General features: G+C 69.6%; 18 protein-coding genes and 1 pseudogene. 11 read left to right on the top strand and 8 right to left on the bottom strand.

The annotated features are described in order from the left end of the window. The 5 genes and pseudogenes from QZV97_RS02110 to pbpG all read left to right on the top strand — a co-directional run. A pseudogene (locus tag QZV97_RS02110) lies at window positions 1-320 on the top strand (ketol-acid reductoisomerase); the annotation flags it as partial. 83 nt (window positions 321-403) lie between these two features. After that, entirely contained in the window at window positions 404-1,045 is a 642-nt protein-coding gene (locus tag QZV97_RS02105) for a phosphatidylserine decarboxylase (RefSeq protein ID WP_295637602.1), read from the top strand. A 7-nt stretch (window positions 1,046-1,052) separates the two neighbouring features. Beyond that, entirely contained in the window at window positions 1,053-1,901 is an 849-nt protein-coding gene (pssA, locus tag QZV97_RS02100) for a CDP-diacylglycerol--serine O-phosphatidyltransferase (RefSeq protein WP_295637642.1), read from the top strand. 182 nt (window positions 1,902-2,083) lie between these two features. Beyond that, complete coding sequence (locus QZV97_RS02095) at window positions 2,084-3,625, top strand: 2-isopropylmalate synthase (protein WP_295637566.1); 1,542 nt, start codon at window positions 2,084-2,086, stop codon at window positions 3,623-3,625. A gap of 146 nt (window positions 3,626-3,771) precedes the next feature. Continuing rightward, a complete protein-coding gene (pbpG, locus tag QZV97_RS02090) occupies window positions 3,772-4,752 on the top strand; it encodes a D-alanyl-D-alanine endopeptidase (protein ID WP_295637563.1) in 981 nt (326 codons plus the stop codon). Between the two features lie 20 nt (window positions 4,753-4,772). On the opposite strand, the gene QZV97_RS02085 is transcribed toward pbpG, so the two are convergent. Beyond that, window positions 4,773-5,540 (bottom strand): IclR family transcriptional regulator, encoded by a 768-nt coding sequence (locus QZV97_RS02085; protein WP_295637560.1) that lies wholly within the window; start codon window positions 5,538-5,540, stop codon window positions 4,773-4,775. A gap of 160 nt (window positions 5,541-5,700) precedes the next feature. Between QZV97_RS02085 and QZV97_RS02080 the strand changes: the two genes are divergently transcribed. Together QZV97_RS02080 and QZV97_RS02075 are read left to right on the top strand one after the other, a co-directional pair. Beyond that, window positions 5,701-6,561: a 2OG-Fe(II) oxygenase gene (locus QZV97_RS02080; RefSeq protein WP_295637557.1), complete on the top strand. Its 861-nt coding sequence runs from the start codon at window positions 5,701-5,703 to the stop codon at window positions 6,559-6,561. Between the two features lie 132 nt (window positions 6,562-6,693). Further along, window positions 6,694-6,900 carry a hypothetical protein gene (locus tag QZV97_RS02075; protein WP_295637554.1) on the top strand — a complete coding sequence of 69 codons (207 nt, stop codon included), beginning with the start codon at window positions 6,694-6,696 and terminating at the stop codon, window positions 6,898-6,900. A 61-nt stretch (window positions 6,901-6,961) separates the two neighbouring features. On the opposite strand, the gene QZV97_RS02070 is transcribed toward QZV97_RS02075, so the two are convergent. From QZV97_RS02070 to QZV97_RS02050, 5 genes are all read right to left on the bottom strand, one after another. Then, window positions 6,962-7,495, bottom strand: coding sequence for a hypothetical protein (locus tag QZV97_RS02070; RefSeq protein WP_295637551.1), 534 nt, complete (start codon window positions 7,493-7,495; stop codon window positions 6,962-6,964). Window positions 7,496-7,620: 125 nt separating this feature from the next. Then, window positions 7,621-8,973, bottom strand: a complete 1,353-nt coding sequence (locus tag QZV97_RS02065) for a DEAD/DEAH box helicase (protein ID WP_295637548.1) — start codon at window positions 8,971-8,973, stop codon at window positions 7,621-7,623. A 164-nt stretch (window positions 8,974-9,137) separates the two neighbouring features. Beyond that, the gene (locus QZV97_RS02060) at window positions 9,138-9,677 is read right to left on the bottom strand and encodes a cytochrome c (RefSeq protein ID WP_295637545.1); all 540 of its coding nucleotides are present in this window, start codon (window positions 9,675-9,677) and stop codon (window positions 9,138-9,140) included. Next, window positions 9,664-10,941 (bottom strand): sulfite dehydrogenase, encoded by a 1,278-nt coding sequence (soxC, locus tag QZV97_RS02055; RefSeq protein WP_295637542.1) that lies wholly within the window; start codon window positions 10,939-10,941, stop codon window positions 9,664-9,666. The genes QZV97_RS02060 and soxC overlap by 14 nt, the downstream gene beginning before the upstream one ends. A 1-nt stretch (window position 10,942) precedes the next feature. After that, the gene (locus QZV97_RS02050) at window positions 10,943-11,764 is read right to left on the bottom strand and encodes a quinoprotein dehydrogenase-associated SoxYZ-like carrier (RefSeq protein WP_295637539.1); all 822 of its coding nucleotides are present in this window, start codon (window positions 11,762-11,764) and stop codon (window positions 10,943-10,945) included. A 174-nt stretch (window positions 11,765-11,938) separates the two neighbouring features. Here QZV97_RS02050 and ettA point away from each other — a divergent pair, with 174 nt between their 5' ends. From ettA to QZV97_RS02030, 4 genes are all read left to right on the top strand, one after another. Further along, window positions 11,939-13,606, top strand: coding sequence for an energy-dependent translational throttle protein EttA (gene ettA / locus QZV97_RS02045; protein WP_295637536.1), 1,668 nt, complete (start codon window positions 11,939-11,941; stop codon window positions 13,604-13,606). Window positions 13,607-13,748: 142 nt separating this feature from the next. Further along, complete coding sequence (locus tag QZV97_RS02040; RefSeq protein WP_295637532.1) at window positions 13,749-16,499, top strand: zinc-dependent metalloprotease; 2,751 nt, start codon at window positions 13,749-13,751, stop codon at window positions 16,497-16,499. Window positions 16,500-16,617: 118 nt separating this feature from the next. Beyond that, entirely contained in the window at window positions 16,618-17,706 is a 1,089-nt protein-coding gene (locus QZV97_RS02035; RefSeq protein ID WP_295637529.1) for a histidine kinase, read from the top strand. Next, window positions 17,703-18,479, top strand: coding sequence for a LytTR family DNA-binding domain-containing protein (locus tag QZV97_RS02030; RefSeq protein WP_295637526.1), 777 nt, complete (start codon window positions 17,703-17,705; stop codon window positions 18,477-18,479). Before QZV97_RS02035 ends, QZV97_RS02030 begins: the two co-directional genes overlap by 4 nt. On the opposite strand, the gene QZV97_RS02025 is transcribed toward QZV97_RS02030, so the two are convergent. Next, window positions 18,442-18,630, bottom strand: coding sequence for a hypothetical protein (locus QZV97_RS02025; protein ID WP_295637523.1), 189 nt, complete (start codon window positions 18,628-18,630; stop codon window positions 18,442-18,444). The genes QZV97_RS02030 and QZV97_RS02025 overlap by 38 nt on opposite strands. 138 nt (window positions 18,631-18,768) lie before the next feature. After that, window positions 18,769-19,710: an ROK family protein gene (locus QZV97_RS02020; protein ID WP_295637520.1), complete on the bottom strand. Its 942-nt coding sequence runs from the start codon at window positions 19,708-19,710 to the stop codon at window positions 18,769-18,771. Window positions 19,711-19,800: the final 90 nt, after the last annotated feature.

The following is a 19,800-nucleotide window of genomic DNA, read 5'->3' as shown; positions in this document are numbered from 1 at the left end:
TGATCGTCGACCTCATCTACGAGGGCGGCATCGCGAACATGAACTACTCGATCTCGAACAACGCCGAGTACGGCGAGTACGTGACGGGGCCGAAGATCGTGACCGACGAGACCAAGGCCGCGATGAAGCAGACGCTCAAGGACATCCAGACCGGCGAGTACGCCAAGAGCTTCATCCTCGAGAACCGCGCCGGCGCGCCGACGCTGCTGTCGCGTCGCCGCCTCACGGCCGAACACGACATCGAGGTCGTCGGCGAGAAGCTGCGCGCGATGATGCCCTGGATCAAGGCGAACAAGCTGGTGGACAAGAGCCGCAACTGAGCCGCGAGCACGCCGGATCGAGGCCGCGACGCCGTGAGGCGCGCGGCCTTTTTCGTCGAGTCGCTGCGGTATCCTTCGCGCCCATGGACTATCCGCATCCCATCCTTGCCAAGGAAGGCTGGCCTTTCATTGCCATTGCCTTCTTCGTCGCCGTCTTCGCCTCGTTCTTCCTGCCTGCCGTGCTGGCCCTGCTGTGCTGGCTGGCGCTGGCTTTCGTCGTGCAGTTCTTCCGCGACCCGCCGCGTGCGGTGCCGAGCGAGGCGGGCGCCGTCTTGTCACCCGCCGACGGCCGGATCGTGAAGATCGAGAAAGTGCGGGATCCCTATGCGGATCGCGACGCGCTGCTGATCAGCGTGTTCATGAACGTCTTCAACGTGCACAGCAACCGTTCCAGCGTCGACGGCACGGTGCAGAAAGTCCAGTACTTTCCAGGCAAGTTCGTCAACGCCGATCTGGACAAGGCGTCGACGGAGAACGAACGCAACGCGATCGTGATCTCTGCGGGCGGGCACACGATCACGCTGGTGCAGGTGGCCGGGCTGGTCGCCCGGCGCATCCTGTGTTACGTCAAGACCGGCGACGTGCTGACGCGCGGTCAGCGCTACGGCTTCATCCGCTTCGGCTCGCGCGTCGACGTCTACCTGCCTCCCGAAGCGACGCCGCGTGTCGCGGCGGGCGATACGGTGTCCGCGACTTCAACGGTGCTGGCAATCCTGCCGGGCTGACGTGACCATGCACGACGGAACGCACGACGACCGCGGCGGCGATGCCGCGCACGATGACGTCGACGAGCCGCCCGTGCCGCGTCCGCGACGCAAGGGCATCTACATCCTGCCGAACCTGTTCACGCTGGCAGCACTGTTCGGCGGCTTCTACGCCATCGTGATGGCGATGAACGACCGCTTCGAGCAGGCGGCGATCGGTGTGTTCTGCGCGATGGTGCTCGACAGCCTGGATGGGCGCGTGGCGCGGATGACCAACACGCAGAGCGCCTTCGGGGAGCAGATGGACAGCCTCTCGGACATGGTGTCATTCGGCGCGGCGCCGGCGCTGATCGTCTACGAGTGGGCGCTCAAGGGACTCGGGCGCTGGGGCTGGATCGCGGCCTTCGTCTATTGCTCGTGCGCGGCCTTGCGGCTCGCCCGGTTCAATACCAACATCGGCGTGGTCGACAAGCGCTTCTTCCAGGGCTTGCCCAGCCCGGCCGCGGCGGCGCTGGTGGTGGGGTTCATCTGGCTGATGGACGATGCCGGCTTCAAGGGGAGCGGCGGCACCGACTGGCTGGCTTGGCTGGCGTTCGCGTTCACCCTGTATGCCGGCCTGACGATGGTGACGAACGTTCCTTTCTACAGTTTCAAGGACGTGAGTTTCAAGCGGACCGTGCCTTTCATCGTGATCGTGGCGATCGCGCTGTTCATCGCGGTCATCAACCTGCATCCACCGCTGGTGTTGTTCAGCCTGTTCATCTGCTACGGCGTGTCGGGGTATGCGGTCTATGCGTGGCGGAAGACCCAGGGCAAGCCGGTCAGCGTGATCGCGACGTCGACCACGGAGCCCGACGAAGAAGGCTTGCATCGCTGACGCGCCGCCGCCCGGCCGTGCTATATTGAAACCATGTTGTTTCGTGCCCAGTCCTCGCTGCTGCTACTTCTAGGAGTGCCCTGCGCGCGCTGACTGCACACGTCCCACGTCCTGCATCCACGGCCCGCGCGCATCCCGCCCGGGCCGTTTGTTTTTGTTCCTGCCAATCGCTGGAGAGTCCCATGTCCGACAAGCTGATCATCTTCGACACGACCTTGCGTGACGGCGAGCAGTCGCCCGGTGCCTCGATGACCAAGGACGAGAAGCTGCGCATCGCGCGTCAGCTGGAGCGCCTGCGGGTCGACGTGATCGAGGCCGGATTCGCGGCGTCGAGCAATGGCGACTTCGAGGCCGTGAAGGCGATCGCCGATGTCATCAAGGAGTCGACGGTGTGCTCGCTGGCACGCGCCAACGACCGAGACATCTCGCGAGCCGCCGAAGCCCTGCGGGGCGCCAGTCGCGCGCGCATCCACACCTTCATCGCGACCAGTGAACTCCACATGGAGAAGAAGCTGCGCATGACACGCGAGCAGGTGCTGGAGCAGGCCCGGTTGTCGATCCGCTTCGCGCGCAATCTGCGCGACGACATCGAGTTTTCGCCCGAGGACGGCTATCGCAGCGACCCGGACTTCCTGTGCCGCGTGCTCGAGGCCGTGATCACGGAAGGTGCGACGACCATCAATATCCCCGACACCGTCGGCTACGCGGTGCCCGAGCTCTATGGGCAGTTCATCCGCCACCTGCGCGAGCGTGTGCCCAACTCGGACAAGGCGGTCTGGTCGGTGCATTGCCACAACGATCTGGGCATGGCGGTTGCCAACTCGCTGGCCGGCGTCAAGCTGGGTGGTGCGCGCCAGGTCGAGTGCACCATCAACGGCCTGGGCGAGCGCGCGGGCAACTGCTCGCTGGAGGAGGTCGTCATGGCGGTGCGCACGCGCCGCGACCACTTCGGCCTCGACGTGAACATCGACGCCACACAGATCGTGCCGGCCTCGCGGCTGGTGTCACAGACCACCGGCTTCATCGTGCAGCCCAACAAGGCCGTGGTCGGCGCGAACGCCTTTGCGCATGCCAGCGGGATCCACCAGGACGGCGTGCTGAAGGCCCGCGACACCTACGAGATCATGCGCGCCGAGGACGTGGGCTGGAGCGCCAACAAGATCGTCCTGGGCAAGCTCAGCGGTCGCAACGCCTTCAAGCAGCGCCTGCAGGAGCTCGGCATCGAGCTCGAGAGCGAGAGCGACATCAACGCGGCCTTCGCGCGCTTCAAGGACCTGGCCGACCGCAAGAGCGACATCTTCGACGAGGACATCATCGCCCTCGTCGGTGACGAGAGCGTCACGCACGAGCAGGAGACCTACCGCCTGCTGTCGCTCGAGCAGCAGTCGGCGACCGGAGAGCGACCGCACGCACGCGTGGCCTTTACCGTCGGCGACAGCGAGTTCCACGCCGAGAGCGACGGCAACGGCCCGGTCGACGCCAGCCTGAAGGCCATCGAGTCGAAGCTGCAAACCGGCGCGGAAATGCTGCTCTATTCGGTCAATGCCATCACCAGCGGCTCGACAGAATCCCAGGGCGAGGTCACGGTCAGGCTTCAGCACGGTGGACGGGTCGTGAACGGCGTGGGAGCCGATCCCGACATCGTGGTGGCGTCGGCCAAGGCCTATCTGTCGGCCCTGAACAAGCTGCACAGCAAGAACGAGCGCGTCGCCGCCCAGGGCTGACACCTGAGGCATTCTTCACGTGGAATTGAGGAAGAGCGCGTAAGTTTTTGATCTTGCGCGCTTTTTTCCTTTACCCTAGACTCCGGCCCGATCGGGTGGGGGACCACGTGTTGAATCTGTTTCCAGTGTTCAGATGGCGTTTGGCGATGGCCGGCTTGATGGCCGTGCTGGCGCTCGGGCTGGCGACCCCCAGTGCCGACGCAGCCACCAAGCGCAAGAGCGCGTCCATCTCCAGCGGCAAGCCCAAGGCGAAAGCCAAATCCAAGACCAGGCGGATCGTGATCGCCCGGCCTTCGGTCGGTGAACTGGTCGGCTTGCGCCGGACCGAGGATCCGCTGGACCTGCGCTCCAGCGTCGCGCTGGTGGTGGACCAGGACACGCAGGAAGTCCTGCTGAACAAGAACTCGCAGGCCGTGCTGCCGATCGCCTCGCTGACCAAGCTGATGACCTCGGTCGTCGTCCTCGAGTCGGGCGCTCCGCTCGACGAGATGCTGTCGATCACGCAGGACGACGTGGACATGGAGAAGGGCAGCGGCTCGCGCCTGGCCGTCGGCACGCGCCTGACCCGCGAAGAGATGCTGCACCTGGCGCTGATGGCCTCGGAGAACCGTGCTGCCCATGCGCTGGGCCGCCATCATCCGGGTGGCATGGCAGCCTTCGTGTCGGCGATGAACGCCAAGGCGGCGCTGCTCGGCATGGGCGACACCCGCTACGTCGAACCGACCGGCCTGTCGAGCCGCAATCAATCGAGCGCGCGCGACCTCGCCGCGCTGGTCGGGGTCGCCTACGAGCATCCGCTGATCCGAGAACTCTCGACCTCGCACGAGTACAGCGTCGCCGTCGGGCGCCGCACACTGCAGTACCGCAACACCAATCGCCTCGTGCAGAACCCGTCCTGGGATATCGGCCTTCAGAAGACCGGCTACATCGTCGAGGCCGGCCGTTGCCTCGTGATGCAGGCACAGCTCGCAGGCCGCAAGCTGATCATGGTGTTCCTCGATTCCACCGGCAAGTACTCGCGGCTGGGCGACGCCGAGCGCGTTCGCCACTGGATCGAAGCCGCCCCGGCCCCGGAGATCGCACCGCCGGCCGTGCGCGGCGCGGCCGCGCTGCAACTCGCTTCCTGAGTTGGTCGATCGCCGCGGCTTCAGCCGCGGTGCCCCAGCGCCGATGAAATCTGGGCGGCCGTCGCGCGCAGTCGCTCGAGCCAGGCCTCCTCGAGGCGGTCGGCGGGCGCCGAGATCGACAAACCCGCGATGAGCTTGCTCTGGTCGTCGAAGATGCCGGCGGCCATGCAGCGCACGCCCAGTTCCAGTTCCTCGTTGTCCCGGGCGCTGCCGTACTGCAGCACCTTTGCCAGTTCGCGCTCCAGCACCGCCAGGTCGGTGATGCTGTTGCGGGTGTGGCCGGCCAGGCCCGTGCGCGTGGCGTAGGCGCGGACGCGCGGCGCATCGTCGTGAGCGAGAAAGAGCTTGCCGACCGAGGTGAGGTGCAGCGGAGCGCGTCCGCCGACCGCGCGCACGACCTGCATGCCGGAGCGCTCGCTGTAGGTGCGCTCGATGTAGACGATCTCGTCGCCCTGGCGCATCGACAGGTTGACCGGCTGATGAGTCAGCTTGTGGAGCTCCCGCATCGGTCCCAGCGCCGCGTCGCGCACGTCCAGGCGAGCCTTCACCAGGTTGCCCAGTTCGAGCAGTCGCATGCCCAGCCGGTAGCTGCCGGCCTCGGGTCGGTCGACGAAGCGGCCGATCGCCAGGTCGTTGAGGATGCGATGCGCGGTCGACGGATGCAGGCCGGTCTGTTCGCTCACATGCTTGAGCGACACCGGGTCGGGATGGGCAGCCAGCACGTTCAGCAGCGAGAACATGCGCTCCATCACCTGGATCGTCGGGGTCTGGCCCTCAGTGCGTTTCATAGCGTGGATTCTCGCTCGGTTCGGGTGCTTCCTGCATCGTGAACCTGAGGCCCGGCGGCGGCGGCCTGCTTGTATCGACTTGAATCCGCCGGCCGGTGGGCCTCGGTCTTGCCTGGGCGCGCTGGTACGCTTGGCGCCCGTTCGTCCCACCGACTCCGTCATGAGCGCTACCTCCACCCAGCATGTCACGCCGGCGCTGCGCGACTGGATCATCGAGCAGGCGCGTGCCGGGCATCGGCCCGAGGCGCTGCTCGAGTCGATGAAGTCCAGCGGCTGGAAGGAGGACGTGGCGCTCGACGTCCTGGAGTCCGTCCTGTCCAGTCTGCTGAAGGAGCACGCGCAGAGCCCCAGCCTGCCGCCGCCGAACGTCGTGCCGGAGCCGGCGCTCGCCGCTTCGCCGGTCGCGCTCTGGGCGCACGACCGCGAAGTGCAGGTCGTGATGGCGATGCGCGATCCGCGTGTCGTGGTGTTCTCGAACCTGCTGTCGGACGAGGAGTGCGACGAGATCGTCGACCTCGCGCGCGTGCGGCTGGCACGTTCGCACACGGTGGATACCGCGACGGGCGACAGCGAGATCAACGCGGCCCGCACCAGCGACGGCATGTTCTTCAACCGCGGCGAGCACGCCGTCGTCGCCCGTTTCGAGGCGCGGCTCGCGGCGCTGGTCAACTGGCCGCTCGAGAACGGCGAGGGCCTGCAGATCCTGCACTACCGGCCTGGCGCCGAGTACAAGCCGCACTACGACTACTTCGACCCGGCACAGCCCGGCACGCCGACCATCCTCAAGCGCGGCGGCCAGCGCGTCGCCACCATCGTGACCTACCTGAACACGCCGCTGCGCGGCGGCGGCACGACGTTCCCGGATGTCGGTCTGGAGGTCGCGCCGCTGAAAGGCCACGCGGTCTTCTTCAGCTACGACCGCCCGCATCCGGTGACGCGCAGCCTGCATGGTGGTGCGCCGGTGCTCGAAGGCGAGAAGTGGGTTGCCACCAAGTGGCTGAGGGTCGGGCGCTTCGACTGACCGGGCGGGCTGCGCGGACGCGTCCTGATTGACAGCCGGCTGACCGGCGCGGCGGATGGTCGGCACGCTCTTGTCCGCGGACGTTGTGCAGGCGAGCATCCCGCTCGTCACTGCCTCTCGAGGAGTTCGTTCATGAACAAGCTGATCGCCGGTCTCGTTGCTTCGATGTTTGCGCTGGGTGCCTACGCCCAAGCCGCTGCCCCGGCGGCGCCGGCCGCTCCGGCGGCGCCTGCGGCGCCGGCAGTTGCCGCCAAGGTCGACAAGAAGGCCGACATGAAGGTCGAGAAGAAGGTCGCCAAGAAGAAGAAGGCCAAGAAGGCCGCCAAGCCCGCGGCCTGACGTCGCGGCCCTGCGGCCGGCCCGAGAAACCCGGCTGCGGCCGGGTTTCTCGTTGCCCCGATCAGCCCTGAGGCGCGCCGGCCTGCGGCGGCGGCACGTGCACCGTCGTGTCGATGCGGGCAAAGGGCCGGGAACGCTGGATGCGTTGCCAGCGGCGCTCGTCCCAGCTGTGCGGTCCTTCGAGCAGCCAGTGCTCCAGCACCGGTTGAAGCTCGTCGCGTGGTACGCGGCCATAGCTGGGAGCGCGCCGGACGAGCGCGAAGCCGCGGCGCGCCAGCAGGTGGCCCGGCAGCCGTGCCGACAGCGAGTCGGCCCAATAGATGCAGGCCTTGGCGGCCCAGAAGGACTGGCGCTCGAAGTTCACCCGACCCGCGAAGCCTGTCTCGGGTGGAAAGACGATGAACTCGTCGTCGAGCTCGACCAGCGCGAACGACAGATCTCCGGCGCTTTCGGTCTCGACCGGCTGCACGAACACGATGCGGCGGATGTCCGGAGCACTCACCCGGTCCACTTCGGCGTCATTGCGCAGCACCAGGATGTCGGTGCCGGACCATGCCGTGCTCCATTGGGTCGACAGGTCGAAGGCAGATCGCATCGCCTGCACTCTAGGAGCGCGCCGACCGACACACTGTGTCGAGGCGCGTCCAAATGCAATGCCTGTGTGCGTTGGCGAGAGTCGCTTGCCAACGCCGCCGCGCCGTTGCTGCGCGGCGCCGTGGCTCAGCGGCTCCGGCCGCGTCCCCCGCCGCCACCGCCACCGCTGCGCGGGCGGCCACCACCGGCGCCGGCCGGCCGCGCGCCGCGATCGCCGCCGCGGCCACCACCACCGCCGCCCGGCCGGGCGCCGCCGCCGCTGCGACCCGCGCCGGACCGCAGGCCGCCGTTGAGCGTCTGGCGGCCGATCTGGATCGGCTGCGCGACCGCCCCCGGATCCGGCTCGTAGCCCGGCACCACCTCGCGCGGGATGCTGCGCTTGATCAGCTTCTCGATGTCGCGCAGGAAGCCGAACTCGTCGACGCACACCAGCGAGATCGCCTCGCCCTGCGCGCCGGCGCGGCCAGTGCGGCCGATGCGGTGCACGTAGTCCTCGGGCACGTTCGGCAGCTCGAAGTTCACGACGTGGGGCAGCATGTCGATGTCGATGCCGCGCGCCGCGATGTCGGTCGCCACCAGCACCTGCAGGTCGCCGGCCTTGAAGTCGGCCAGCGCCTTGGTGCGCGCGCTCTGGCTCTTGTTGCCGTGGATCGCCATCGCAGTGACGCCCTGGTCGTTCAGGTAGTCGGTCAGGCGGTTGGCGCCGTGCTTCATGCGGCAGAACACCAGCACCTGGTGCCAGTCCTGGCGCTTGATCAGGTGCGCCAGCAGTTCCTTCTTCTTGTCGCGGTCGACCGGGTGCAGCTTCTGCGCGATGGTCTCGGCGGTCGTGTTGCGGCGCGCCACCTCGATGACCTGCGGGCTGTTCAACAGCCGGTCGGCCAGGGTCTTGATCTCGTCGCTGAAGGTGGCGCTGAACAGCAGGCTCTGCTTGGCCTTCGGGACGATCGCCAGGACCTTCTTGATGTCGTGGATGAAGCCCATGTCCAGCATGCGGTCGGCCTCGTCGAGCACGAAGATCTCGATCTTGCCGATGTCCAGCGTGCCTTGCTGGTGGTGGTCGAGCAGGCGGCCGGGCGTGGCGACGAGGATGTCGACGCCGCGCTTCAGGCGGTCGACCTGCGGCTGCATGCCGACGCCGCCGAACATCACCATCGACGTGAGCTTGGCGTGCTTGCCGTAGACGCGCACGCTTTCCTCGACCTGGGCCGCGAGCTCGCGGGTCGGGGTCAGGATCAGCGCGCGGATCGGGCTCTTGCCGCGCGCGTCCTTGACGGCCGGCTTGGCCATCAGGCGGTGCAGCATCGGCAGCACGAAGCCGGCGGTCTTGCCGGTGCCGGTCTGGGCGCCGGCGAGCAGGTCGCCGCCCAGCAGGACGGCGGGAATCGCCTGTTTCTGGATCGGTGTCGGCGTGTCGTAGCCGACGTCGGCAATGGCTTGCAGCAGGGGCTCGGCGAGCCCCAGTTCTTTGAAGGACATGAAGTGGCGCCCGTGGGGCGTCTAGGTCGGCCTGCCGCCGCGTGCGGGGCACGGGCGCCAGTCGAAGGCCAGGAGGCGGAGGAAGGTCGGGATCGACTGCAGCGCAAGGACTGGAACTGCGCGCTGCCCTCGGATTGTAGGCGAGCCCCGCTGCGCGCGTCCTCTCAGCGCGGTGGGCGCGCGTCGATACCGACGAATCCGTCGCGGTTGGGCATGCGCACGCGCGGCAGCGTGCTCGCGTTCATCTCGTCGCGCTCGCCGATCACGCCGTTGGCAAACAGCAGCCAGGCCGTCAGCGCGTAGACCTCGTCGGCGCTCAGCGAGCCGGGTGCGCCCATCGGCTTGGCCCGCCGGGTGAAGTCGAAGATCGTCGTCGCGTAGGGCCAGTACAGGCCGATGGTCTTGTCCGGCGTGGCGCTGGTCAGCGGCTCCGAGCCGCCGGCCAGCTCTTCGGCGCTGGCGCCGCGCGCGCCGGCGCCGTGGCAGGCGGCGCAATGCCGGTCGAAGAGAGGACCACCTTCGACGGCGCTGCCGCGGCCGGCAGGCAGGCCGCGGCCATCAGGGAAGACGCTGCGGTCCCAGGTGGCAGCCTGCTCGGGGCTGACCGGTCGGCCCAGGCGCGGCGTGGATTCGGCGGCCGCGGCGATGGCGGCCAGACCCAGCAACACCGCGGCGACGAGTGCGCGCGAATCACGCGTAGACATGCGTCACCGCCCCTTCCTCGTCGATCGCCCAGGAGACGATCGCGTTGTAGTGGAAGTAGCCGTTGATGCCGCGCTGCGCGACCAGCGCGGCGCGCGCCGGTTGCACGTAGCCGGTCTCGTCGATGGCGCGGCTCTGCAGCACCACGGGTCGGCCATCCCACTGCCATGCGGCGCGGAATCGCGTCATGCACTTGGCCAGCACCGGCTCCTGCAGTGCGGCCGCGGCCCAGCTGCGGCCACCGTCGGCCGACACCTCGACCTTGCGCACGCGCCCGCGGCCGCTCCAGGCCAGGCCGCGGATCTCGTAGTAGCCCGGCCCGCGCAGCCGTTGCCCGTGCGAAGGCGAGGTGATCAGCGACTTGGCCTCCATCACGAAGGTGAACTGGCGCGCCTTGCCATCGGGCAGCAGCTCGGTGTACTTGGCGGTCTCGTTGCGTGCCATCGCCGGCTGCTCGGCGAGTTGCAGGCGACGCAGCCACTTGACGTTGAGCACGCCTTCCCAGCCCGGCACGATCAGCCGCAGCGGGTAGCCGTGCTCGGGGCGCAGGCGCTCGCCGTTCTGGAAGAGCGCGACGATCGCGTCGTCCATCAGCTTGGCGACCGGCAGGCTGACATTCATCGCGAAGGCATCGGCGCCCTCGGCGATGCACCAGCCGGCCTGGCGGTCCACGCCGGCCTCGTCCAGCAGCAGCGACAGCGGCACTCCCGTCCACTCGCTGCACGACACCAGGCCGTGGAAGGAGCCGGGCGGCCGCTGGATGGGCTCGGGGTGCCAGCCGGCATTGCTGTTGCCGCCGCACTCCAGGAAGATCAGGTGCGAGCGCAGCGGGTAACGCAGCAGGTCCTCGACGCCGAAGCTCAACGGCCGCTTCACGCGCCCGTGGATCAGCAGCCGGTGCAGTGCCGGGTCGATGTCGGGCACGCCGTTGTGGTGACGCTCGAAGTGCAGGCCGGTCGGCGTGATGAAGCCCTCCAGGTCCTCCAGCGGCGTCAGCGAGACGCCATTGCCGGGCAGCAGCCGATTGCCGCTGATGCGGCGGATCACCTGTTCCTCGTGCTTCGAGGGCTGGCCATAGATGCTGAAGGGCTTGCCCGGTGTGCGCATCCACGGCGGCGCCGGGTCGCCGGGCACGGCCGGTTCGGCCGCCGGGGCCGTGGCGGCCGCACCGGCCGAGGCCAGCACCAGCCCGCGCGTCAGCAGGGCCCGCCGATGCAGCAGGCCGTTGCCCGCCACGGGCCGCAGCGCGTCGCGCTCGCGGCCCACGTCAGAGTTGCGACCGGACGGCGAGGGCGCTCTCGAACTTCTGGTCCTTGCTGTCGACCACCTGGACCTTGAGCTCGCCTTCGGCCTTGGGTACGAAGTAGAAGCGGAACGATGGGTTCTCGCTGATCGTGAAGTCGACGTCGGCGCTGAGCACCGGCTTGCCGCCATAGCTGACCTCCACGCTGCGCACGAAGTACGGCGCCGGGGCCAGGCGCGTCAGCTGGTCGATCGCGAGGCCGGAGATGTTGGGGTGGCTGACCAGCAACTGGGCCAGGATCGGCTTGCCGGCGACCGGCTCGCCTTCGACCTTGAGCTTCATCTTGCCGATCGAGGCCAGCGCCTCCGCGAGATCTTTGCCGGCCGGCGCCGAGCAGCCGCCGGACGCCTTGACGTAGCGCTTGGCCATCACCAGCTGGCCGTCGCTGAGTTCGGCGATCGCTCGCACGTGCGTGTACTCCTCGATGCGCACGCGGGTCTCGATGTCGGCCCGGCCGCTGTCGGGCGTGAAGCTGAAGGTCGCGCCGACCGGCGAGGGGTTGCCGTCGATGACCAGCCAGACCTTGCGCACGTGGCGCGGCGAGGCCTGCGGCAGGCGCGAGCGGATGGCCACGGGCACCAGGGCGGCATCGAAGGCCCGGACCGGCGCCTCGAGCTCGAGCACGCCGCTCGCGTCCTCCGAGATCGGCCGGTCCGCGAACAGCCCCTTGCGCACGGACTCCCAGCGTTCGTTCTGGGCCTTGAGGTCATAGGCCGCCGCCGGGCCGGCCAGCAGCCCCGACAGGATCAGCAGGCTGGCACCGAGGAAGCGTGGGAAGGTCGTCATGCAGGTCTCCGGTCGCGGCTCGACGGCTCGCCAGGGGTGAATCATGCGCCGAACGCCGGCACTTGTCAGTGGCCTGGTCGCGGGGCGGGCAGCCCCGGCGAGGCTCTCGGCGACAATCCGTGGGTCGCGCGGCACGTGCCGTGCCTTACGCCCATTCCCAGGAACACCCGCCCCATGGCCCAGTACGTCTACACGATGAACCGCGTCTCGAAGACGGTTCCTCCCAAGCGCCAGATCCTCAAGGACATCTCGCTCAGCTTCTTCCCGGGCGCCAAGATCGGCGTGCTGGGCCTCAACGGCTCCGGCAAGTCCACGCTGCTCAAGATCATGGCCGGCCTGGACAACGAGATCGAGGGCGAGGCCGTCCCGATGCCCGGCATCAAGATCGGCTACCTGCCTCAGGAACCCCAGCTGAACCCGGAACAGACGGTGCGGCAGGCGGTCGAGGAGGGCATCGGCGGCGTCCTGGCCGCCAAGAAGCGGCTGGAGGAGGTCTACGCTGAGTACGCCGAGCCGGACGCCGACTTCGACAAGCTGGCTGCCGAGCAGGCCGATCTGGAGGCCCAGATCGCCGCCGCCGGCAGCGAGAACACCGACCTGCAGCTCGAGATCGCCGCCGATGCCCTGCGCCTGCCGCCCTGGGACGCCGAGATCGGCAAGCTCTCGGGCGGCGAGAAGCGCCGGGTCGCGCTGTGCCGCCTGTTGCTGAGCCAGCCCGACATGCTGCTGCTCGACGAGCCGACCAACCACCTGGACGCCGAGTCGGTCGACTGGCTGGAGCAGTTCCTCAAGCGCTTCCCCGGCACCGTGGTGGGCATCACCCACGACCGCTACTTCCTCGACAACGCCGCCGAGTGGATCCTGGAGCTGGACCGCGGCCGCGGCATTCCCTGGAAGGGCAACTACTCGGACTGGCTGGAGCAGAAGCAGTCCCGCCTCGAGCAGGAGCAGAAGGCCGAGGACGCGCACACCAAGGCGATGAAGGCCGAGCTCGAGTGGGTGCGCAAGAACACCAAGGGCCGACAGGTCAAGAGCAAGGCGCGCCTGGCGCGCTTCGAGGAGCTGTCCGACGTCGAGTACCAGAAGCGCAACGAGACCAACGAGATCTTCATCCCGGTGGCCGACCGCCTGGGCAACGAGGTGATCGAGTTCGAGAACGTCACCAAGAGCTTCGGCGACCGCGTGCTGATCGACGACCTGAGCTTCAAGGTGCCGGCCGGCGCGATCGTCGGCATCATCGGACCCAACGGCGCCGGCAAGTCGACGCTGTTCCGCATGATCGCCGGCAAGGAGAAGCCGGACAGCGGCACGGTCAAGGTCGGTCCGACCGTCAAGATGGCCTTCGTCGAGCAGACGCGCGAGTCCCTGGAAGGCGACAAGACCGTGTGGCAGGACATCTCCGGCGGCCTGGACAACCTGGTCATCGGCAAGTTCGTGATGCCTTCGCGCGCCTACCTGGGACGCTTCAACTTCAAGGGCAACGACCAGCAGAAGCTGGTCGGCAACCTGTCGGGCGGCGAGCGCGGCCGCCTGCACCTGGCCAAGACCCTGGCCACGGGCGGCAACGTGCTGATGCTCGACGAGCCGTCGAACGACCTCGACGTCGAGACCCTGCGCGCGCTCGAGGACGCGCTGCTCGAGTTCGCGGGCTGCGTGATGGTGATCTCGCACGACCGCTGGTTCCTCGACCGCATCGCGACCCACATCCTGGCCTGCGAGGGCGACTCGAAGTGGTTCTTCTTCGACGGCAACTACCAGGAGTACGAGGCCGACAAGAAGAAGCGCCTGGGCGAAGAAGGCGCCAAGCCGCACCGCCTGCGCTACAAGGCCCTGACGGTCTGAGTTCGCGGCGACGGCGCGGGTCACTCCCGATGGCCGGCCCCCGGGGCACCGGGCATGCTTCTCGCAGGGCGGAGACCACCGCCGCTGCAGACGGCCGACCCGACCGGTCGGCCGTCGTCATTCAACGCCACCTCCGTCTGCCATGAGCCGTACGTCGACCTCGTTCCTGTCCACTCCCCTGATTCCGCTCGCCGCCTTGGTGCTGGCGGGTTGTGCCACCACGCAGGCACCCGGCCCGACCGCCTCGGCGGCCACGCCCGCCGCCGCCCCGGCGGCCGCCAAGCCGCCGGCCGGTGCCGCCTCGGCCGCTGCGCCGGCGGCCCCCGCGCCCGGCAGCCCCCCGGCCTTCGCGACCGTGATCAAGGACGCCAAGTCCAGCGACGGCCTCTTCACGGTCTGGCGCAAGGACGACAAGGTCTGGCTCGAGCTCAAGCCCGAGGACTTCAGCCAGATCTTCTTCCTGAGCCCCAAGCTCGCGACCGGCATCGGCGAACGCATGCTCTACGGCGGGCTGATGTACGGCGGCTGGCTGCAGACCCCGGCCGGTGCGCAGGCGGTGCAGTTCCGCCGCATCAACAACCAGATCCAGCTGGTGGCGGTGAACTTCGACTTCGCTGCCAAGGCCGGCACGCCCGAGGCGCAGGCCGTGAAGTCGGCCTTTTCGCCCAGCCTGGTCGGCAGCACGGTCGTGGCGAGCGGGGCGCATCCGGAACGCAAGTCGGTGCTGGTCGATGCCGGCAGCCTGTTCGTCGGCGACTGGCCGGGGCTCGGCATTTCGCTGAACCGCCTGTATCGCCAGAACTACGGCTTCGATGCGCGCAACTCGGCCATCACGGCGGTGCGCGGCACGCCGGACCAGCTGGTGATCGAGGTGCAGGGCCACTACGCGACCGCGGCCATCGCCGTGCCGCAACCGAACCAGCCGCCGGGCACGCCCGCGCCGAGCCTGCCGCAGACGCTGCCCGACCCGCGCAGCATGTTCCTGACGACGCACTACTCGCTGACGAAGTTGCCGGCCGAGCCGATGCGCCCGCGCAAGGCCGATCCGCGCATCGGCTACTTCCAGACGCTGGTGCAGGATTTCAGCGACGACCTCGCACGCACCCCGAAGCAGCGCTACGTGAACCGCTGGCGGCTCGACAAGAAGGACCCGGCGGCCGCGCTGTCCGAGCCGGTCAAGCCGATCACCTTCTGGCTCGACCGCAACATCCCCGAGAAGTACCGCGGCGCGATCGCGGCCGGCATCCTCGAATGGAACAAGGCCTACGAGCGCATCGGCTTCAAGAACGCGGTCGTCGTGCTGCAGCAGCCGGCCGACGCCGACTTCGATACCCTGGACACCAACCGTGCCTCGGTGCGCTGGATGACCAACGCCGGCGCCAGCTTCGGCGCCATCGGGCCGAGCCACGTCGACCCCCGCTCCGGCGAGATCCTCGACGCCGACATCGGCTTCGAGAGTCTCAGCTCGCGCAACCTGCGCGCGGTGCGCTCGCAGATCCTCGGCCCGCTGGCCGGCGAGGGCGGTGCGTCGGGCGGCGAGGGGCTGCCGCACGTCCACGATCCGCGGGTCTGCACGCACGCCGCCGAGGCGGCCGAGCAGCTGAGCTACGCGCTCGACGTGCTGGAGGCGCGCGGCGACCTCGAGCCCGACGGTCCGGAGGCCAACCAGTTCGTGCTCGACTACCTGAAGGACGTGACGATGCACGAGGTCGGCCACACGCTCGGCCTGCGCCACAACTTCCGCGCGTCGCGCCTGCGCACCGACGCGCAGCTGAGCGACCCCGCCTTCACGCGCAGCCAGTCGCTGACCGGCTCGGTGATGGAGTACTCGCCGGTCAACCTGGCCGCGCCCGGCCGTCCGCCGGTCGCCGGCTTCGAGGTCACGCTCGGCCCCTACGACTACTGGGCGATCGAGTACGGCTACAAGCCGATCGCGGCGCAATCCGAAGACGGCGAACTGGCCCGTATCGCCGGCCGCAGCGCCGAGCCCGACCTGGCCTACGCGACCGACGAGGACAACATCCTCGGCGTCGACCCCGAGGCCGTGCAGTTCGACCTGGGCAACGACACCGTCGGCTTCGCGAAGAAGCGCTTCGCCATCGCGCGCGACCTGCTGGCGCGCCAGGAGGCGCGCGCGCTGAAGCCGACCGAGGACTACGCGGTGCTGCGCCGCTCGGTGGCTTTCGCGCTGCGCGACATGGGCCGCGCGGCCAACGCGCTGGCGCGCCAGATCGGCGGCGTGGTCACGCTGCGCGACTACCCGGGCAGCGGCCGTGACCCGCTGCAGCCGGTGCCGGCTGCGACGCAGCGCGAGGCGCTGGAGCTGCTGTCGCGCAACCTGTTCTCGGCCGACGCGCTGCAGCTGTCGCCGGCGCTGCTGCGCCGCATGGCGCCGGACTATGCCGAGCGGCTGGAAGCGCTCGGCACCGGCGACGCCTCGGTGGCGACCGACTTCTCGTTGACGCAGACCCTGCTCGACCTGCAGCGGGGACTGCTGGGCCAGTTGATGAGCGACGCCGTCGCGGCCCGCATCCTCGACAGCGAGGCCAAGACCGACAAGCGCGCCGGGGCCTTCCGCCTGTCCGAGCTGTACGGGCGCCTCACGCGCGACGTCTGGAGCGAGATCGGCAGCGCGGGCGATATCGCCGCTGTCCGCCGCGGGCTGCAGCGCGAGCACGTGAACCGGCTCTCGGCGCAGCTGCTGCGGCCGTCGCCGTCGGTGCGCGCCGACGCGCGCAGCCTGCTGCGTGCCGAGGCCCGCGACCTGCTGGCGCGCGTCGAGGCGGCCTCGCGCCGCGGCGGCCTGAGCGCCGAGGCGCGGGCCCACCTGCAGGACAGCGCCGAGACCCTGCGCCTCGCGCTCGAGGCCAAGGTCGTGCGGCCGACCGCCTGAGTCCGGCCGGGGCCGCGGCGCGGCACCGGCCGCCGCTCGCTCCCCGGAACCCGTGCTTCGTCGCACGGCCCCGGCCCGGCGCTTGGCGCGCTCCGACGGCGGGGCTATCGTCGCGGCCATGCAGATTTCCGAGTCGAACGTCGCCCAGCGATCCTGGCGCGACTGGTTCGCCGGGCTGAGTGTCGAGCGGATCGCGCTCGTCCTGGGCCTGGTCACGCTGGTCGTCGCCGCGGTCAACCCGCTGTTCAAGAACACCTTCCTGGAGCTGTGGTCGCGCGGCTTGCTGATCGGCTGCGTGCTGATGCTCGCCTACACGCTGGCCGGCAACTGGCCGCAGACCTACGTGGCGCGCTGGCACGTGCAGATCCTCGCGGTCGTGCTGCTGGCGCCGTTGTGCGCCGTGATCGAGGCCATCGTCGACACGCACGGCAACATCGACGCGGTCCTGAACGACCGTCACCGCGTCGCCGGCTTCTTCTGGGTGCTGTTCCTCTGTCTCGGCGTCGGCCTGATCGCGACGCTGGTCGCACTGGTGCGCGAGCGCGAGGCGCTGGCCAATGCCCAGGCGCTGCGCTTCGCGCTCGAGAAGGAAACGCTGGAGCGCCAGGCGCTGGACGCGCAGCTGCGAGTGATGACGGCTCAGATCGAGCCGCACTTCCTGCTGAACACCCTGGCCAACGTGCAGGCCCTGGTCGAGACCGGCTCGGCGCGCGCCGCGCCGGTGCTGCGCAGCCTGATCGGCTACCTGCGCGCCGCGCTGCCGCGCCTGCGCGAGTCCGAGGGCACGCTGGGCGGCGAGCTCGCGCTGGCGCGCGCCTACCTGGACGTGATGCAGATGCGCATCCCGGATCGCCTGCAGTTCGACATCGCCGTGCCCGCGGAGCTGGAGTCCGTGCGCTTCCCGTCGATGGCGCTGCTGACGCTGGTGGAGAACGCGGTCCGCCACGGCATCGACCCGGCCGAGCAGGGCGGCCGCATCGAGATCGGCGCCCGGCGCGAAGGCGACGGCCTGCGCGTCTGGGTCGGCGACAGCGGCGTCGGGCTGAATCCGAGTGCGCCGCCGGGAAGCGGGCTCGCCAATCTGAAGCAACGCCTCGCGGCGTTCTACGGCCCCGGCGCGCGGCTCGATCTGCTGGACGGCGACGGCCGCGGCGGCCGCGGCCTGCGCGCCGAGGTCGTGCTGCCGTCGACGGAGCGGCGCGCATGACTTCGAGGCCGCGTGCGCTGCTCGCCGACGACGAGCCGCTGCTGCGCGAGCACCTGGCGGTGCTGCTGGGGCGCCTGTGGCCGGAGCTCGAGATCGTCGCCCAGGCACGCAACGGCCGCGAGGCCGTCGAGCTGTTCGACGAGCACGAGCCCGAGGTGGTCTTCCTCGACATCCACATGCCCGGCGTCAACGGCGTCGAGGCGGCACGGGCGATCGCGCGACGCGCGCAGGTCGTCTTCATCACCGCCTACGACCAGTACGCGGTGCAGGCTTTCGAGCAGGGCGCGATCGATTACGTGGTCAAGCCGCTCGATGCGCAGCGCCTGGCCGACACCGTGCAGCGCCTGCAGCAGCGCTTGGCGTCGGCGCCGCCCGACGGCGCTGCGCTCGACGCCGTGCTCGAGCAGTTGGCCGCCCGGCTCCAGCAGGGCGGCGCGCCGGGCAAGCCGTGGCTGCAGTGGATCAAGGCGTCGGTCGGCAGCAACGTGCGGCTGATCCCGGTCGAGCAGGTGCACTACCTGCGCTCCGACGAGAAGTACACGCTGGTCGTCTGGGAGGGCGGCGAAGTGCTGATCCGCCGCTCGATCCGCGAACTGGCCGACGAGCTGGACCCCGAACGCTTCGCGCAGATCCACCGCTCCACCATCGTCAACCTGCACCAGGTCGTGCAGGTCATCCGCGGCGCGAACGAAACCGCGGAGGTGCAGCTGAAGGGCCGCACCGAGCTGCTGTCGGTCAGCCGCAGCTACCTGTCGCTGTTCCGGCAGATGTAGCGCAGGGCGCGGCATGGGCCGGCGCCGGCTCGCCTTGCGAGACGCGCGCCACCGGCGCGTGGCTCAGCATGCCGAAGCTGGTCGCCATCGCCAGCACCAGGGCCACCAGCACGGTGGCGGGCAGCAGGCTGTCGAGCAGGCGCATGAACATGAGGGGCTCCCTGGTTGTGGATGTCGTTGCATGCACTCTAGGAAGTCCGTCCCCGTTGCGCGAGCGCCCTGCGATGAACGGCTGTCTGCGCGTCGCGAGCCGCCGTCGGCGGTGATGAACCGGTCCGATCGGCGGCGATCAGCGCATGCCGTGACCGCGCCCGAGCCAGGCCGCGCCCCGCACACCCGAGGCATCGCCATGCTGCGCGCGGGCCACGCGAGTGCGCACTGGCAGGTCGTCGCGCGCACCGAACACCCGCGCGGACCAGCGCGCCGGCAGGCCTTCGACCAGGCCGGGCAACTGCGACAGCCCGCCCCCGAAGACGATGACGTCCGGGTCCAGCAGGTTGACGACCGACGAAAGCGCGCGGGCCAGGCGCTCGGCATGGCGCTCGAGCGTTGCGCGGCAGGTGGCATCGCCACGCAGTGCGGCCTGCGCGATCGCGGCGGTGTCGATCGAGTCGCCGCCACGGCGCCGATGGTCCGCCGCGACCGCCGGCCCGCTGAGCCAGGCCTCGACGCAACCACTGGCGCCGCAGTAGCAGCGCGGCCCGGGCCGTTCGTCGTCGACGGGCCAGGGCAGGGGGTTGTGGCCCCACTCGCCGGCCAGTCCGTTGGGTCCCTGCAGCACGCGGCCGTGCACGGCGATGCCGGCGCCGACCCCGGTGCCCAGGATGACCGCGAAGACCACCGCGGCCCCGGCTCCGGCGCCATCGGTGGCCTCGGACAGTGCCAGGCAGTTGGCGTCGTTGGCCAGGGCGACCGGCTGACCCAGCAGCGCTTCGAGGTCGGCCTGCAGCGGCCGGTGGTTCAGGCAGGTCGAGTTGGCGTTCTTGATCCGGCCGTCGGCCGTCGTCGTGCCGGGGCCGCCGATGCCGATCGTCAGCGCGCCACCAGCCGACGTGCGGGCTTCGCCGACCAGCGCGGCGATGGCGGCCAGCGTGGCGGCGTAGTCGCCCTGGGGCGTCGCGATGCGGCGCCGCCAGCGCTCGGCGCCTTGCGCGTCCAGCAGCAGGGCTTCGATCTTGCTGCCGCCGAGGTCGATGCCGAGCGCGGGCGGGTGAGAGTCAGCAGGGCTCATGCTGCCGGCTAGTGTGCCTGCCGGCGAAGCCGCCGCGGCCTCCTAGAATTCGCGCTCATTCGACATCGGGGCAGGGCTTGAATCGTTTCG

This window comes from uncultured Methylibium sp. (assembly GCF_902826655.1).
In the GTDB taxonomy this organism is placed as follows: Bacteria; Pseudomonadota; Gammaproteobacteria; order Burkholderiales; family Burkholderiaceae_C; genus Methylibium.
Note: the sequence above shows the minus strand (reverse complement) of the source record. Positions and strands in the feature narration are given on the sequence as shown.

Excerpts from the sequence above, each read along its gene's own strand:
- QZV97_RS02095 (WP_295637566.1), top strand. The coding sequence starts at position 2,084 with ATGTCCGACAAGCTGATCATCTTCGACACGACCTTGCGTGACGGCGAG.
- QZV97_RS02080 (WP_295637557.1), top strand. The coding sequence starts at position 5,701 with ATGAGCGCTACCTCCACCCAGCATGTCACGCCGGCGCTGCGCGACTGG.
- QZV97_RS02065 (WP_295637548.1), bottom strand. The coding sequence starts at position 8,973 with ATGTCCTTCAAAGAACTGGGGCTCGCCGAGCCCCTGCTGCAAGCCATT.
- QZV97_RS02020 (WP_295637520.1), bottom strand. The coding sequence starts at position 19,710 with ATGAGCCCTGCTGACTCTCACCCGCCCGCGCTCGGCATCGACCTCGGC.
- pssA (WP_295637642.1), top strand. The coding sequence starts at position 1,053 with ATGCACGACGGAACGCACGACGACCGCGGCGGCGATGCCGCGCACGAT.
- QZV97_RS02030 (WP_295637526.1), top strand. The coding sequence starts at position 17,703 with ATGACTTCGAGGCCGCGTGCGCTGCTCGCCGACGACGAGCCGCTGCTG.
- pbpG (WP_295637563.1), top strand. The coding sequence starts at position 3,772 with ATGGCCGGCTTGATGGCCGTGCTGGCGCTCGGGCTGGCGACCCCCAGT.
- QZV97_RS02105 (WP_295637602.1), top strand. The coding sequence starts at position 404 with ATGGACTATCCGCATCCCATCCTTGCCAAGGAAGGCTGGCCTTTCATT.
- QZV97_RS02060 (WP_295637545.1), bottom strand. The coding sequence starts at position 9,677 with ATGTCTACGCGTGATTCGCGCGCACTCGTCGCCGCGGTGTTGCTGGGT.
- QZV97_RS02040 (WP_295637532.1), top strand. The coding sequence starts at position 13,749 with ATGAGCCGTACGTCGACCTCGTTCCTGTCCACTCCCCTGATTCCGCTC.
- QZV97_RS02050 (WP_295637539.1), bottom strand. The coding sequence starts at position 11,764 with ATGACGACCTTCCCACGCTTCCTCGGTGCCAGCCTGCTGATCCTGTCG.
- QZV97_RS02035 (WP_295637529.1), top strand. The coding sequence starts at position 16,618 with ATGCAGATTTCCGAGTCGAACGTCGCCCAGCGATCCTGGCGCGACTGG.
- QZV97_RS02075 (WP_295637554.1), top strand. The coding sequence starts at position 6,694 with ATGAACAAGCTGATCGCCGGTCTCGTTGCTTCGATGTTTGCGCTGGGT.
- QZV97_RS02070 (WP_295637551.1), bottom strand. The coding sequence starts at position 7,495 with ATGCGATCTGCCTTCGACCTGTCGACCCAATGGAGCACGGCATGGTCC.
- ettA (WP_295637536.1), top strand. The coding sequence starts at position 11,939 with ATGGCCCAGTACGTCTACACGATGAACCGCGTCTCGAAGACGGTTCCT.
- QZV97_RS02085 (WP_295637560.1), bottom strand. The coding sequence starts at position 5,540 with ATGAAACGCACTGAGGGCCAGACCCCGACGATCCAGGTGATGGAGCGC.
- QZV97_RS02025 (WP_295637523.1), bottom strand. The coding sequence starts at position 18,630 with ATGTTCATGCGCCTGCTCGACAGCCTGCTGCCCGCCACCGTGCTGGTG.